Raw genomic sequence first — 14,234 nt, 5'->3', positions numbered from 1 at the left:
CCGCCAGGGGCGGCTCGCGCCCACCGAGGCGGGCGCCGAGCTCTACCGGGCCAGCCGCGAGGTGCTGGGGCGCTTCGATGACTTCGGCGACTACCTGGAGGCCCTGCGCGGCGGCGAGCGGGGGCGCTTCTCCATCGCCCTGGTCAATACCGCCCAGTACGTGCTGCCGCGGCTGCTGGGTCCCTACAGCCGGGCCTTTCCCGAGGTCGACGTGACCGTGCATATCGGCAATCGCCGGCAGATGCTGACCCGCTTCGAGCGCCAGGAAGACGACCTCTATGTGTTCAGCCATCCACCCTCGTTGACTCATGCCGTGGCGGGGCGTTTCCTGCGCAACCCCCTGGTGGCGGTGGCGCCCCGGGACCATCCCCTGGCCGGGCGCGAGCGGGTGGCGATGAGCGAGCTGCTTGGCGAGCGCATGCTGCTGCGCGAGCCGGGCTCGGCGACCCGCATGCTCTTCGACGGCTGGCTCCAGGAGCAGGGCCTGAGCCTGGGGCCAACCCTGCAGATGGCCAGCAACGAGGCGATTCGCGTCGGCGTGGCCTCCGGCATGGGGCTCGCCGTGCTCTCCGAGCATGTGTTGCCGCCGGAGCATCCCGACCTGGTGATCCTGCCGGTGGCGGGGCTGCCGCTGGAGAGTCACTGGCAATTCATCGTGCGCCGCGACCGCCGGCTTTCCCATGCGGCACTGGGTTTCCTGCGCTTCGCCGAGGGCCACCTGGGCGAATGCGTGGAGTCGCGCTTCTTGTGCAACGAGCTGGGGGGGCTGCTGAAACGGCTGGAGGCGACGCCCCGAACGGCTTAGACCTTAGTCGAATATTGGCGCCATGCAAGCTTGGTGACAGCTTGGACCTCTAAAGTCACGGCTACCGGGCGACGACCCGGAGACCATCTAACAACGAGGATACACACGCCATGTTCGATCGCTTCCTTCCCCAGAGTGGCAAGAAGACCCTGATGGCCGGCGCCGCCGCGGCCATGCTGGCCTCCCTGGCGATGACCACCCCGGTAGCCGCCGGTGATTACCCGGACCGTCCCCTCGACCTGGTGGTGGGCTTCGGCACCGGGGGCAGCGCCGATCGCATGACCCGCGCCGTCTCCACCTACCTGGCCGAGGAGCTCGGCGTACCGGTGCGGGTCACCAACCGCCCCGGTGCCGGCACCCAGGTCTCGGCGAACTATATCCTGTCGCGCCCGGACGATGGCTATACCGTCTACGCCTCCACCTTCGCCCCCTACCTGACCAATACCATCCTCACCGGGGGCGCCCAGTACGGCATCGAGGACTTCTCCTTTATCAACTTCCAGTGGTTCGACCTGGACCTGATCGCCGCCAACAAGGACAGCGGCTTCGAGGACCTGCCCTCGCTGCTGGAGGCGATCCGCGACAATCCCGGCGAGGTACGGGCCTCGGTGGTACAGGGCTCCGCCGGCCACCTGATGGTGCGCCTGCTGCTGGATGAGGCGGGCATCCCCCAGGAGAACCTCAACCTGGTGACCTATAACAGCGGCGGCGAGGCGCGTTCCGCGGTGGCCGGCGGCCAGGTCCACTTCACCTCCATCAGCGCCCAGGGCAGCGAGGGGATCCGCGAATTCCTGACGCCGCTGGCCGTGGTCAGCGACGAGCGCATCGAGCAGTGGGACGCGCCGACCATCAACGAGGCACTCGATCCCATGGATATCGAGGTGCCGGTGCTGCAGGGCTCGATGCGTGGCTTCGCGGTGACCGCCGAGACCGAGCGTCAGTACCCGGAGCGCTACGAGATCCTCTCCGAGGCAATCCAGAACACCCTGGCGCGCAAGGAGGTCCAGGACCACCTCGAAGGCAATGACATCGGCGGGGTCTGGATCGGCCCCGAGCGCTCCAACGAGCTGATGCGCAGCAACTTCGAGGTCTTCGAGGCCTACGCCGACCTACTCAACTGATCCTTCCCGCATGATGCGCCCCCGGCGAGTGGGTCGGGGGCGATTGGAGTCCATCCATGACCGCCAACAAACGCGACTATGGGGACCTCTTGGTCCTCATGGCCCTGGCCGGCTTCACCCTCTGGTACCTGCTGGATGCCATCCGGGTCTCCTCGGCCGTACAGAACCTGCTGCTGATCCTGCCCCTCTCCCTGGTGGTGCTGACCATCGTGGCCCTGGAGGTGGGGATGCGCCTGAAGAAGGGCACCCTGCTGATCCGCGAGGAGCGCGAGGGCGAGCCGCTGCACCGCACCCTGCCGGTGGTGGGGCTGTTCGCCGCCTATGTGCTGTCGCTGGAGACGCTGGGCTTCGACGTGGCCACGGTGCTCTTCATCGCCGCCTTCCTGGTGCTCAAGGGCGAGCGCCACTGGCCGCTGCTGGGCGGCTACAGCCTGGCCTTCGGCTTCGGCGTGGCCTTCTTCTTCGCGCAGATGCTGCCCTATCCCATGCATATGCTGATCCTTCCGGGCTAAGGGAGTCACACCATGATCGATTTCGTCGCCGTCGAGCAGGGCCTGGCCCTGCTCTTCTCGAGTTTTTCCCCCTGGATGGTGGTGGTGCCCGGTATCGTCATCGGGCTGATCTTCGGCGCCACCCCGGGGCTGCAGATCTCCATGGCCATGGCGATCTTCCTGCCGATGACCCTGTACATGGATTTCGTCCAGGCGATGCTGTTCCTGACCGCCATCTTCACCGGGGGCTCCTTCGGTAGCGGCATCCCGGCGATATTGATGAATATTCCCGGCACCTCCTCGGCCATCGCCACCGCCTTCGACGGCTACCCCATGGCGCGCCAGGGCAAGCATAACCAGGCCCTGGGGGTGGCCCTGGTGTCGTCGGTGCTGGGCACCCTGATGGGGTACGTCATTCTCTTCGTGATGATCCAGCCGCTCTCCCTGATGGTGCTCAAGCTGGGGCCCGCGGAAATGTTCGCGGTGATCCTGTGGGGCATGACGCTGATCGCCAGCCTCAAGGGCGAGCAGGTACTCAAGGGCCTGATGGCCGGCTTCGTGGGGCTGTTGATCGGTACCATCGGCTTCAACGAGCTGGGCATGGCGCGGGGCACCATGGGCCAGACCTATCTGCTCGACGGGGTGCCGGTGATTCCCGCCATGATGGGCATGTTCGCCGCCTCGGAGCTGTTCAAGTTGGCCAACAAGGGCTTTATCGTCGAGTCGAAGGCCTCCCGCAAGGTCAAGCTCGGGGAGATCTTCCAAGGCTTCAAGCTGGCCGTCCGCTACCCCTGGGTGATGATCCGCGGCGGCCTGATCGGGGTCTTCGTGGGGGCGGTGCCCGGGGTCGGCTCCTCGGTCTCCAACCTGCTCTCCTATGTGGAGACCCAGCGCCGCGACGAGGACCCGGACTCCTTCGGCAAGGGCAACCCCAAAGGCGTGGTGGCCTCGGAGTCGGCCAACAGCACCTCGGAGGCGGGCTCCATGGCCACCCTGCTGGCCCTGGGCATTCCTGGCGGCGGGGCCACGGCGGTGATGCTGGCGGCCTTCGCCATGCATAACATCACCGGCGGCCCGCAATTCATCCGCCAGCAGACCGACGTGGTCTATGCCATCATCTTCGCCAACTTCGCCCAGGTGTTCCTGCTGCTGGTCATCGGGCTGCTGTTTATCCCGCTGCTGGCCAATATCATCAAGGTGCCGATGCGTTACCTGATTCCCTCGGTGCTGGTGCTGGCGGTGATGGGCTCCTTCGGCCTCACCGGTAACATGACCGGGCCGGTGACGGTGCTGGTGTTCGCGGTGGTCGGCTGGATCTTCCGCCACTACGGCTATTCGGTGCCGGCGGCGGTGATCGGCATGCTGCTGGGGGCCATGGCGGAGAAATCCCTGCTGCATTCCTACCAGATCAGCGGCGGCGACCTGAGCTATGTGCTGGAGCGTCCGGTGACCCTGCTGATCCTGGCGCTGCTGCTGGTGTCGCTGTTCGGCAAGCGGTTGCTGGGCCTGGTCCGGGGGCGCAAGACGGCCGCCGGCGCCTGATCCATGCTCAAGCGTAGCCTGCTGACCCTGCTGATCGGCGGCCTGGGGGGTGGCCTGGCCAGCCTGGCCGCCTTGCCCCTGGCCTGGATGCTGGGGCCGCTGTTCCTGGTGCTGGCGGCCTCCCTGGCCGGGGCGAAGGCGGGCATCGACCCACGCCTGCATCGCGGCGCCATCGCCATGCTCGGCCTGTTTATCGGTAACCGCATCGATCTGGGCGAGCTGTCGCACTTGCTCGAGTGGTACCCCAGCGTGCTGGCCATGCTCGGCTATATGGGACTGATGCTGCTGGGCGGGCGCTGGCTCTTCGCGCGCAGCGGCATGAGCCGACTCAGCGCGCTGTTCTGCGCCTTCCCGGGTAGCATGAACGGCGCCGTTATCCTCGCCGACCGCCTCGGCGCCGACGTGCGCTGGATCGCCATCACCCATGCCATTCGCCTGGTGATGGTGGTAGCCTCCGCCGCTCTGCTGGCCAGCCACCTGGCCGGCGGGGTGGTCCTGGGAGAGGGCAACGGCCTGCACTGGGGAGATCTCTACCTGCTGGCGCTGGCCCCGGCCTGCGCCTGGCTGGGCCGGCGGCTGCGCCTGCCGATCCCCGAATTCCTGGGGCCCATCGCCGTGGGCGCGGCCATGGCCAGCCTCGGCCATGGGATCGTGCTGCCGGATCTGCTGCTGATCCTGACCTTCCTGGTCCTGGGCAGCTCGGTGGGCGCGCGCTTCTCGGGCACCGGCTGGTCGCGGCTGCTCCGGGTGGGGCGCTATGGGCTGGCGTTCGGCGCCTATGCGGTGGTGATGGCCCTGGGGACCGCCTGGGGGGTGGCGAGCCTAACGGACCTACCCTTCGCGGCGGTGCTGCTGGCGCTGCTGCCCGGCGGCGTCGGCGAGATGGCGGTGATCGCCGTGGCGCTGGAGATCGACCCGGTCTATGTGGTCTCCCACCATGTGCTGCGCCTGCTGCTGTTGATCCTGCTTACCCCGCCGCTGATCGCCCTGGCGCGTCGGCGTCGCGCCGCGGCGCAAAGACGACGCTGACGGTCAACCCCTGGCCCGGAGTACTGGCGAAGTCGAGGCGGGCGCCATGGGCGCGGGCCACCTCGTCGACGATGGCCAGGCCCAGGCCGCTGCCCGGGGTCGCCGGGCTGGCCCGATAGAAGCGCTCGGTGAGCCGGGCCAGGTCGTCGGCGGCCACCCCCACCCCGTCGTCGGCGACGCTCAGCGCCGGCGCCCCCTCCCGCTGGAAGACCCGTACCCGGATGGGCCCCCGGTAGGGCGTCTCGCCGCCGGCATGCTGGCTGGCATTCTCGATCAGGTTCTGCATCAGCCAGCGTAGTCGCACCGGGTCGCCGAGCACCTCGCCGGCCTGCTGCTCGATCAGCTCCAGCTCCTGACCGCGCTGATAGATGCGTGCGGCCGCCTCGGCGCAGGCCTCCCGGCATACCTCGCCGAGGGCCACCGGTACCAGGGCCTGGGTGTCCACCAGCTCGTGGCGGGTCTTGGCCAGGGTCAGCAACTGCTGCACCGTGTAGCCGGCTTGCTCGGCGATGCGCTCGATCTCCTCCAGGGGGCGGCGCAGGGCCGGGTCCGCGCAGCGTCGCGCGGTGAGCTCCGCCAGGGCGCGGATCTCCGAGACCGGGGTGCGCAGCTGGTGAGAGACATCGGCATTGAACTGCTGAGTATTGCGGATGCCCTGGCGCATCCGCGCCATCAGGCCGTTGATGCTGGCCACCAGGGTAGTGACCTCCCGGGGCACCTGGGTCGCGATGGGCTCCAGGTCGTTGGGGGAGCGCTGGCGCAGGCCGCGGCTGATGGCACGCAGCGGCGCCAGGCCCTGGTGAATCGCCAGCAGGGCGATGGACACGGCGAGCAGGCCACCCACGGCGGTTAGTCCCGAGAGGGTCAGCAGGAAGTCGTTGATCAGGCCGTCGCGGGCCTCGGTGGATTCGGCCACGATCACCTCGATATGGCCACTGCGGGTGGCGCGGACCACCGGGAAGCTGGTGGCCACGGCGCGCAGTTCGTTGCCGGCATAGTAGGTATCGTAGAAGGCCGGCGTGGCGGCGCCCGAGGGAGGGCCCTCCAGGCCCTCGAAGCCGGCCAGCATATTGCCGGCATCGTCGCGGATGCGATAGAAGATCTTGCCCTCGCCGCGGCTGCCCAGGGTGCTGATGCTGAAGTAGTGCATATTGATGCGCAGCTCGCCATCCACCGAGTGGATACGCCGCTCCACCCGTTCGGCGGCGTTGAGCAGCATGGCATCGAAGGTCTCGTTGATCTGGCGGGAGAGCACCACCTGACTCGAGATCAGGGTGAGGATGCCCACCAGGCTGAAGGGCAGGCCGATCCACAGCAGCAGGCGGGCGCGGATCGAGCTCATGGGCGCGGCTCGCCGGCATCGAGGAGATAACCGAGTCCGCGCACGGTGCGTAGCTGGGCGGCCTGGCCGATCTTCTTGCGCAGCCGCGAGATATAGGTCTCCACGGCGCTGGGGGTGATGGCATCGTCCAGGTCGGAGAGGCGGTCGATGATCTGCGCCTTGCTGACCAGGCGCCCCTGGTTGATCAGCAGGTACTCGAGGACCTCCCGCTCGCGGCGGTGCAGCGCCACCGCCTCGCCGTCGACCAGCACGGTGGGGCTGTCCGGGGGCAGCTCCAGGCCGCCGCACTGCAGGCTGTTCTCGCCGAACTGCTTGGCGCGGCGCACCAGCGCCTTGGCCCGGGCCACCACCTCGACCAGCGAGAACGGCTTGCCCAGGTAGTCGTCGGCGCCTTCTTCCAGCCCCAGCACCCGCTGATCCAGGTCATCCCGGGCCGAGATGATCAGCACCGGTGTCTTGTCCTGACGGGCGCGCAGCCGGCGCAGCACATGGATGCCGTCCAGGTTGGGCAGTCCCAGGTCGAGCAGGATCAGATCGAAGGAGAGATGGCGCAGCCACTGCTCGGCGGCCTGGCCGTCGTCGCAGGTCTCCACCCGAAAGCCCGCCTCCGTGAGGAAGGTGGCGATGGAGGTGGCCAGGTTGGGGTTGTCTTCGACTACCAGCGCTTTCACGTGCCATCCCGTCTCATGAGTTGCCGAGGCGGGCAGTATATCGCGATGGGGCGGCTCGGGTCTTACGGCGATACCGGTCGACGGGAAGCGACGCCCGGGAGGGCGCCGCCGTGGGGGGTTAGTCGGCGTTGGGGAAGAACAACTGCTGGCCATCGACGCTGAAGTCGGCGATGGCCTGCTGGCCCTCGTCGGAGAGCAGCCAGGCGTGCCACTGGGCGGCCAGTTCATGCTTGAGGTGGGGGTGGCGCTCGGCGTCGATCACCACGCTGCCGTACTGGTTGAAGAGGCGCTCGTCGCCCTCGAAGAGCAGGGTCAGGTCCTGAGGGTTGGCGAAGGCCACCCAGGTGGCGCGGTCGCTCATCACGTAGGCGTCCATGCCGGCGGCGGTATTGAGGGTCGGGCCCATGCCGCTGCCCAGCTCGCGGTACCAGGGGGCGGCCGGGGTGATCTCGGCGGCCTCCCAGAGGCGCTGCTCGGCGCGGTGAGTGCCGCTGTCGTCGCCGCGGGAGGCGAAGGGCGCCTCGGCCTCGGCGATTCGTGTCAGGGCGTCGGTGACGCTATCGGCCTCCGCGACGTCGGCGGGGTCGGCGCTGGGACCGATCAGCACGAAGTCGTTGTACATCACATCGGCCCGCTCGCTGCCATAGCCCTCGGCGACGAAGCGCTCCTCTCCGCTGGTGTCGTGCACCAGCAGGGCGTCGGCATCGCCGCGGCGGGCCAGCTCGAAGGCCTGGCCGGTGCCCACGGCGACGACCCGCACCTCGATCCCGGCGGCCTCGGTGAACTGCGGCAGGATGGCGTCGAAGAGTCCCGAGTTCTCGGTGGAGGTGGTGGAGGCCAGGGTGATATAGGGAGCCTCCTCCTGGGCGAGCAGGGGGGACGAGAGGCCGAGCAGGCCGATGCCGGCGAGTGTCGCTGCGATCTTGTTCATGGCGCTTCCTTTCGTGTGGTTGGTGGCTAGGGAGGGGGCGGCGAGACCACCAGGTCGCCGCGGATAAAGGCCCGGCCCTCCGTGGAGGTCGGTGCCGTGAAAAAACGCTCGGCGGGGGTATGTTCCAGCAGCCGCCCGCCGCATAGGAAGAGGACGTCGTCGGCCAGGCGTCGCGCCTGGTGCAGGTCGTGGCTGCTCATGACGATGCGCGTGCCGTGGCGGTGGAACTCGTCGACGGCAGCCTCCACCGCCTGGATGGCGGCGGGGTCCAGGGCCGAGGTGGGCTCGTCGAGGAACAGCACCCGAGGTTCCAGCAGCCAGGCCCGGGCCAGGGCCAGGCGCTGTTGTTCACCGCCGGAGAGCACCCGGGCGGGACGCGCCTCCAGCGCCGCCAGGCCGAAGCGCTCCAGGGCCTCCCGGGCCAGGGCCTTGCGAAGGCGGCGCGGCGTGCCCTTGACCGCCAGGGCATGGGTGAGGTTGGCCAGCGCCGAGCGCCGCAGCAGCACCGGCCGCTGGAAGACCATAGCCTGACGCGGCGTCTCGCCCTCCCAGTGGAGGCGTCCCTGGCTGGGGGCCAGCAGGCCATGGGCCAGGCGCATCAGTAGGCTCTTGCCGGCGCCGTTGGGGCCCATCACCAGGGTGCGGTGACAGCCATCCAGGCGCAGGGTCACCGGGGCCAGCAGGGGCTGGCCGCGGTGACGAAAGCTCACCTCCTCCAGGATCAGCGAAGGGATGGCCTGGGTCAGGGGTTGATTCAGGGTGGTCATCCCAGCCGCCTCCGCGCCATCTCGCCCAGCAGGTGGGCGGCGCCGTTGATCAGGGTCACCAGCACCAGCAGCACCAGGCCGAGCCCCAGGGCCAGGGCCAGGTTGCCCTTGCTGGTCTCCAGCACGATGGCGGTGGTCATCACCCGGGTCACGCCATCGATATTGCCGCCGACGATCATGACCGCCCCCACCTCGGCGCTGGCGCGGCCGAAGCCGGCCAGCACCACGGTGATCAGCCCCAGGCGGGCGTCCCACAGCAGGGTGGGAATGCGCCGCAGCCGCGTCAGCCCCAGAGAGGTCAACTGCTCGGCATACTCGCCGTGGAGCTCCTCGACCTGCTGGCGGGTCAGGGCGGCGATGATCGGCAGGATCAACAGCACCTGGGCGATCACCATGGCGCCGGGCGTGAACAGCAGGCCGAACTGGCCCAGGGGGCCGGCCCGGGACAGCAGCAGATAAACCGCCAGGCCCGCCACCACGGGGGGCAGCCCCATCAACGCATTGAGCACCACGATCAGCAGGCCACGGCCGGGGAAGCGCCATAACGCCAGGGCGGCGCCCAGGGGCAGGCCGATCAGGGTGGCGATCAGCACCGCCAAAAGCGACACCTGCAGCGACAGGGTGACGATGGCCAGCAGCGCCGGGTCCAGGCCGAGGACCAGGTTCAGGGCGGTGATAAAGGCGGAATCGGAAGTGGGCATCGTGTCTCCCTGGGTCTTCTCGCATCTTCTGCATTAATTCGCGTTGATGCATCCTAGGCTGGAAAATATGCAGGATAATGCAGTGAGACGACGCCCCCTGGCGTCGATACGACGCGCGGTGGCGCCGTGGGAACACCCGAGGGAGAGCGCATGGAATCGACAGCGACCTATCTGACCACCAGTGAGGCGGCCGCCTATTTACGGCTGAAAGAACGCAAGCTCTACGACCTGGCCGCCCAGGGAGTGATCCCCTGCACCCGGGTCACCGGCAAGCTGCTGTTTCCCCGCCATAGCCTGGACCTGTGGCTGATGCACCACCTGGAGGGGGACCGGGCCGCCCGCCGGATGCCGCCCCCGGTGCTGGCGGGCAGCCAGGACCCATTGCTGGAGTGGGCGGTGCGCGAGAGCGGCTGTGACCTGGCGCTGCTCTGTCACGGCAGCGGCGATGGGGTGCGACGCCTGGCCGAAGGCGCTGCCATGCTGGCCGGGGTGCACCTGATCGATCCCGAAAGCGGCGAATACAACCGGCCGGAACGCCTGGGCCTGGGCGCCATGGGCGACCTGGTGGCGCTGCGCTGGGGGCGCCGCCGCCAGGGGCTCCTGCTCGCCCCGGGCAATCCGCTCGCCCTCCGCGGCCTGGTGGACCTGGCCCGGCCGGGGGTAGTGGTGGCCCGGCGTCAGCCGGACGCCGGGGCCGAACGGCTGCTGCGCTACCTGCTGGCGCGCCAGGGGGTCGAGGCCGAGGCGCTTTGCTTCGCGCATCACCTGGCCCTGAGCGAGGACGACCTGGCCCTGGCGGTGCGCCAGGGGGAGGCCGACGCGGGCCTGGGGGTGGCGGCGGCGGCGCGCCGCCAGGGCGTGGATTTCCTGCCCCTGCACTGGGAGCCCTTCGATCTGCTGATGCGCCGCCGGGACTACTTTGAGGCACCGATCCAGCGCCTGCTGGCCTTTACCCGGGAGCCGCGCTTCGCCGAGCGAGCGGCGGCGCTGGACGGTTATGACCTCGGCGAGCTGGGGCGGGTGGTCTATAACGCCTGAACCGGAGGCGCCGCGCCATCTCGAGCTGGCTCTGGGAGTTCCGCTCGTCGAGGGGCTTCGCTGCCAAGGACGCGCTTTTAGGCCGTGTCGGAGGGGGCGCCGGGGGCAATATTGTGATTGAGCCGAAATCGGTTGTTCGGATCGAAGCGAGTCTTGAGCGCGACCAGGCGATCATGGTTCTGCCGGTAGTTGGCGGCTACCCGCTCGGTGTCGTCCGCGGACATGAAGTTCACATAGCCACCCGCCTGGGAGTGAGGGCGCAGCGCCTGATAGTAGGCCCGTCCCCAGGCGATATTGGCCTCGCTGTCGCGTGCGTCCGGCCAGCTCGGCCCGAGGGCGGTGGCGAAGGTCGCCTCCCGGTAGGCGAACGCCGTGGCCTCCGGGGCGACACGCTGGCAGGCTCCATCGATGGGGAACAGTAGAGTGGCGGTCTGTGGGCAGGGGAGGCGTGACCCGAAGTCGAGATGCACGGCGATCGCCGCGTCGCTCAGTTCTCGGCTGAAGCAGCCCTTCCAGTAGTGATGCAGCCCGGCGGGCAACAGTTCGTCGAACAGGGTGTTGATCACCGGGTAGGGCATGCGCTGGACGGCCTGCCCCAGCACGGGGCCGAGGCGGCCGAGCCGCTCGCGTATCGCGTCGTCCTCGCCTACCGGTCCGCTCCAGCAGGTCAGCACTACGACCATCGGGCGGCCGTGCCAGGCCTCGGGGACGAAGGGGAGCGGTGGCGCCAGGGTAATGCCGAGGATCGCCCCCAGCGCCTCGGGGGCCTCGGCGATCAGCTCCCGGTAAGCCTGGAGGACCCCGGCCTCGAGCGGATAGAAGGTCGGGCCGCCGAGGATATTGGCCACCTCGTGCAGGCGGTACTCGAAGGAGGTGACTACGCCGAAGTTACCGCCGCCGCCGCGGATGGCCCAAAACAGCTCCTCGTGGCGGCCTTCGCAGCAGGTCAGAAAGCGACCCTCGACGGTGACCAGGTCCGCCGAGACCAGGTTGTCGCAGGTCAGCCCGCAGCGCCGCGCCAGATGGCCCAGGCCGCCGCCCAGCGTCAGCCCGGCGATGCCGGTGGTGGAGACGATGCCGCCGGTGGTCGCCAGGCCGAAGGCGGCCGTGGCATGGTTGAGGTCGGCCCAGGTGCAGCCGCCCTCGGCCCGCACACGGTGAGAGCCAGGATCGACCCGGATGCCGCGCATGCGCTCGAGGGAGAGGACCAGGCCGTCGTCGCAGGTCCTGAAGCCTGGCACGCTGTGTCCACCGCCGCGTACGGCCAGGGGAAGATCGTGCTCGCCGGCGAAGGTCACCCCGGCCATCACGTCGGCGACATCCACGGCCTGGACGATCAGCGCGGGGCGGCGATCATGCTGGGCGTTGTAGACCCGGCGTGCCGTGTCGTAACCCGCCCCCCCCGGTCGCACCAGGGCGCCGTGCAAGCGTTGTTCCAGGGCTTGAATGTCTTTCGCGCTCGGGGCGTTATGCCCCGTCTCGATATCGGTGATTTTCATCTCGCACCTCCCGGCCTGGGGGTATCGAGCCGGCTTCCCCCTGGGGTTTTGCCTCAGGCATAGCAGAGTGAGCGTCCCGCAAGCGTGACGACGGCGTGACGGTCGAGGGAATGAAATCGGGCAGCGATCCGCATCCGGGGATAGGCTGGAGGCAGGAGGATCGCTCATGATTCGACTGCATGCCTCGCTGCTGGGCCCGTTCGCCTGCCACACGCCGGACGGGCAGGCGCTCGTCTTCCCGACCCGCAAGGTCGAGGCCCTGCTGGCCTACCTGGTGGCGAGCCCGTCCCGGCGGGAGACGCGGGAGCGGCTCGCTGGCCTGCTGTGGGACGACATGGCGGAGTCACGGGCCCGTGCCAACCTGCGCCAGGCGCTGTCCCGGCTGCGGCATGCGTTGCCGCCGGCGGTGCGCGACGGCCTGATCATCGGGGCCCGCGAGGTGGCCGTGGAGCCGCAGGCGTTCGAGGTCGATCTGGAGACGTTCGAGCGGCGGGTGGCCGATGGCACCCCGGAGACCCTGGAGCGGGCGCTTGCCCAATATCGTGGCCCCTTCCTGGAGGGCATGGCCGACTGCGGCGAGGCCTACGAGGCGTGGCTGGTGGCCCAGCGCTGCCGCCTGGAAGAGCAGTTGCAGCAGCTGATGCGTCGCTTGCTCGACCACTACGTCATCACCGGCGCCATCGATCCGGGGATTCAACTCGCCCTGCGGTTATTGGCGGATGATCCGCTGGACGAAGGGGTGCTGCGCGTGCTGATGCGCCTCTACCTCTATCAGGACCGGATCGGGTCGGCGCTCGCACAGTATCGCCGCTTCGGCGAACGGCTCGCCGCCGAACTCGGCGCCCAGCCCGCTTCGCAGACCGAACGCTTGCGGCAGGAGCTACTGGCGCTGCTGCCGGGCGATGCAGCCGACCTGGCCTGGGAAAGCGATGACCTGCCCGAGCGCCCCGAAGTGATCGAGGCCGCCGCTGCGACACGCCGATGGCGCCGCGGCGAGCCCTCTGGGCTGCCGGCGTTGGCCGTCCTGGCCCTGGAGCCGGCCGAGGAGGGAGTGCGTCACCTGGGTGAGGGCCTGGCCGAAGACATCGCCACCGAGCTGGGTCGCTTCCGCGAGCTCGAGGTGATCGCCCCGGCCAGCGCCCTGGCTTATCGCCATAGCGGGGCCAGCCGGGAACGGATCGGTCGCGAACTCGGCGTCGATTATCTCCTCGACGGGCGGCTGCGCGGCTTCGGAGAGGGGCTGCGGCTCACCGCCCGCCTGCTGGCGACCGAAGGGGGGCGCCAGGTCTGGGCGGAGCGCTACGACTGCCGGCGCGACGAGCTCTTCGCGGTACAGGACGAGATCGTTGCGCAACTCGTCGGTCGCCTGGTCGGGCGGATCGAGGATGACCGCCTGACCCGAACCCGGCGGATCCCGCCCCGGGACTGGCGGGCCTATGACCTCTGGCTGCGCGGCTGGCATGCTCTGCGCCACCCGGACCTGCCGGCGATCCAGGAGGCGCGGCGCTGCTTCCGGCAGGCACTGGCCCGGGATCCGCGGTTCGCCCGGGCCTACGTCGGGCTGGCCCTGGCGCACCTGGACGAATGGGCCTGCTACGCCTGGCAGCACTGGGTATTCCTGCAGGACGAGGCCCTGGCGCTCGGCCGTCGGGCGGTCGCCCTGGACGAGCACGATCATCGTGCCCACTGCATGCTGGGCCTGGCCGAGCTCTACGCACGGCGCTACGAGGCCGCCGACCGGGAGCTGACGCTGGCCCTCGCCCTCAACCCCAACGATGCCGACGTGCTCGCCCATGCCGCCTTCGCCCTGGCCTTGATCGGCGACCCCGAACGCGGGGTGGAGGCGGCGCGCAAGGCGTTACGCCTGGCCCCCTATCGACCTGAGTGGTACGCCGGCATGGCCGGGATCGCCTTCTTCAGCGCCCGGCGCTATGGCGAGGCCATCAACACCCTGGCCACGGCGCCCCAGGCCTTCTGCAATACGCCGGCCTTCCTCGCCGCGGCCCATGCTCACCTCGGCCAGCTAGAGCAGGGCCGCCATCACCGCGATACCGTCTATCGGCACTATCATTATCAACTGGCTCGCGGCACCTTCCCCACGCATATCGGTTGCCTGGAGTGGCTAGCCGCGCTCGACCCCTACCGGCGCGACGCCGATGCCGAACACTATCTGGAGGGGCTGCGTCGGGCGGGGTTCGACTAGAGCAGCAGGAAGGGGGACCAACTGCTAGAACTGTTAGGGAGGCGGCGAGACGAGGAAAAGCCGATGCCCCGCTGCCGACCGGCGGCACCAAGGT

The 14,234-nt window shown here is 69.1% G+C and carries 13 protein-coding genes; 7 read left to right on the top strand and 6 right to left on the bottom strand.

Annotation, left to right across the window (positions count from 1 at the left end; translation table 11 throughout):
- The 5 genes from HPA02_RS14865 to HPA02_RS14845 all read left to right on the top strand — a co-directional run.
- A partial coding sequence (locus tag HPA02_RS14865; protein WP_146803991.1) for a LysR substrate-binding domain-containing protein occupies nucleotides 1–805 on the top strand: 805 nt, incomplete at its 5' end.
- A 110-nt stretch (nucleotides 806–915) separates the two neighbouring features.
- Nucleotides 916–1,926: a Bug family tripartite tricarboxylate transporter substrate binding protein gene (locus HPA02_RS14860; protein ID WP_146803990.1), complete on the top strand. Its 1,011-nt coding sequence runs from the start codon at nucleotides 916–918 to the stop codon at nucleotides 1,924–1,926.
- 56 nt (nucleotides 1,927–1,982) lie between these two features.
- On the top strand, nucleotides 1,983–2,438 hold the full coding sequence (locus tag HPA02_RS14855) for a tripartite tricarboxylate transporter TctB family protein (protein WP_146803989.1): 456 nt from the start codon (nucleotides 1,983–1,985) through the stop codon (nucleotides 2,436–2,438).
- A gap of 12 nt (nucleotides 2,439–2,450) precedes the next feature.
- Nucleotides 2,451–3,959 carry a tripartite tricarboxylate transporter permease gene (locus HPA02_RS14850; protein WP_146803988.1) on the top strand — a complete coding sequence of 503 codons (1,509 nt, stop codon included), beginning with the start codon at nucleotides 2,451–2,453 and terminating at the stop codon, nucleotides 3,957–3,959.
- A gap of 3 nt (nucleotides 3,960–3,962) precedes the next feature.
- A complete protein-coding gene (locus HPA02_RS14845) occupies nucleotides 3,963–4,988 on the top strand; it encodes an AbrB family transcriptional regulator (protein WP_146803987.1) in 1,026 nt (341 codons plus the stop codon).
- On the opposite strand, the gene HPA02_RS14840 is transcribed toward HPA02_RS14845, so the two are convergent.
- From HPA02_RS14840 to HPA02_RS14820, 5 genes are all read right to left on the bottom strand, one after another.
- Complete coding sequence (locus HPA02_RS14840) at nucleotides 4,927–6,330, bottom strand: sensor histidine kinase (RefSeq protein ID WP_146803986.1); 1,404 nt, start codon at nucleotides 6,328–6,330, stop codon at nucleotides 4,927–4,929. The two genes, HPA02_RS14845 and HPA02_RS14840, sit on opposite strands and share 62 nt — an antisense overlap.
- Nucleotides 6,327–7,001, bottom strand: a complete 675-nt coding sequence (locus HPA02_RS14835; RefSeq protein ID WP_146803985.1) for a response regulator transcription factor — start codon at nucleotides 6,999–7,001, stop codon at nucleotides 6,327–6,329. Before HPA02_RS14835 ends, HPA02_RS14840 begins: the two co-directional genes overlap by 4 nt.
- A gap of 118 nt (nucleotides 7,002–7,119) precedes the next feature.
- Nucleotides 7,120–7,932, bottom strand: coding sequence for an ABC transporter substrate-binding protein (locus tag HPA02_RS14830; protein WP_146803984.1), 813 nt, complete (start codon nucleotides 7,930–7,932; stop codon nucleotides 7,120–7,122).
- A 26-nt stretch (nucleotides 7,933–7,958) separates the two neighbouring features.
- Entirely contained in the window at nucleotides 7,959–8,699 is a 741-nt protein-coding gene (locus HPA02_RS14825) for an ATP-binding cassette domain-containing protein (protein ID WP_146803983.1), read from the bottom strand.
- Entirely contained in the window at nucleotides 8,696–9,400 is a 705-nt protein-coding gene (locus tag HPA02_RS14820; protein WP_146803982.1) for an ABC transporter permease, read from the bottom strand. The genes HPA02_RS14825 and HPA02_RS14820 overlap by 4 nt, the downstream gene beginning before the upstream one ends.
- Nucleotides 9,401–9,550: 150 nt before the next feature.
- On the opposite strand from HPA02_RS14820, the gene HPA02_RS14815 reads away from it, so the two are divergent.
- The gene (locus HPA02_RS14815; protein ID WP_146803981.1) at nucleotides 9,551–10,438 is read left to right on the top strand and encodes a substrate-binding domain-containing protein; all 888 of its coding nucleotides are present in this window, start codon (nucleotides 9,551–9,553) and stop codon (nucleotides 10,436–10,438) included.
- 77 nt (nucleotides 10,439–10,515) lie between these two features.
- On the opposite strand, the gene HPA02_RS14810 is transcribed toward HPA02_RS14815, so the two are convergent.
- Nucleotides 10,516–11,937, bottom strand: coding sequence for an FAD-binding oxidoreductase (locus HPA02_RS14810; RefSeq protein WP_146803980.1), 1,422 nt, complete (start codon nucleotides 11,935–11,937; stop codon nucleotides 10,516–10,518).
- Nucleotides 11,938–12,103: 166 nt separating this feature from the next.
- Between HPA02_RS14810 and HPA02_RS14805 the strand changes: the two genes are divergently transcribed.
- A complete protein-coding gene (locus tag HPA02_RS14805) occupies nucleotides 12,104–14,140 on the top strand; it encodes a BTAD domain-containing putative transcriptional regulator (RefSeq protein ID WP_146803979.1) in 2,037 nt (678 codons plus the stop codon).
- Nucleotides 14,141–14,234: the final 94 nt, after the last annotated feature.

Source organism: Bisbaumannia pacifica (assembly GCF_007989625.1).
Lineage (GTDB): Bacteria > Pseudomonadota > Gammaproteobacteria > Pseudomonadales > Halomonadaceae > Bisbaumannia > Bisbaumannia pacifica.
Note: the sequence above shows the minus strand (reverse complement) of the source record. Positions and strands in the feature narration are given on the sequence as shown.

Bases quoted from the DNA above. Each gene is read 5' to 3' on its own strand.
- HPA02_RS14805 (WP_146803979.1), top strand. From the start codon at position 12,104: ATGATTCGACTGCATGCCTCGCTGCTGGGCCCGTTCGCCTGCCACACG.
- HPA02_RS14860 (WP_146803990.1), top strand. From the start codon at position 916: ATGTTCGATCGCTTCCTTCCCCAGAGTGGCAAGAAGACCCTGATGGCC.
- HPA02_RS14830 (WP_146803984.1), bottom strand. From the start codon at position 7,932: ATGAACAAGATCGCAGCGACACTCGCCGGCATCGGCCTGCTCGGCCTC.
- HPA02_RS14850 (WP_146803988.1), top strand. From the start codon at position 2,451: ATGATCGATTTCGTCGCCGTCGAGCAGGGCCTGGCCCTGCTCTTCTCG.
- HPA02_RS14840 (WP_146803986.1), bottom strand. From the start codon at position 6,330: ATGAGCTCGATCCGCGCCCGCCTGCTGCTGTGGATCGGCCTGCCCTTC.
- HPA02_RS14825 (WP_146803983.1), bottom strand. From the start codon at position 8,699: ATGACCACCCTGAATCAACCCCTGACCCAGGCCATCCCTTCGCTGATC.
- HPA02_RS14820 (WP_146803982.1), bottom strand. From the start codon at position 9,400: ATGCCCACTTCCGATTCCGCCTTTATCACCGCCCTGAACCTGGTCCTC.
- HPA02_RS14855 (WP_146803989.1), top strand. From the start codon at position 1,983: ATGACCGCCAACAAACGCGACTATGGGGACCTCTTGGTCCTCATGGCC.
- HPA02_RS14810 (WP_146803980.1), bottom strand. From the start codon at position 11,937: ATGAAAATCACCGATATCGAGACGGGGCATAACGCCCCGAGCGCGAAA.
- HPA02_RS14815 (WP_146803981.1), top strand. From the start codon at position 9,551: ATGGAATCGACAGCGACCTATCTGACCACCAGTGAGGCGGCCGCCTAT.
- HPA02_RS14845 (WP_146803987.1), top strand. From the start codon at position 3,963: ATGCTCAAGCGTAGCCTGCTGACCCTGCTGATCGGCGGCCTGGGGGGT.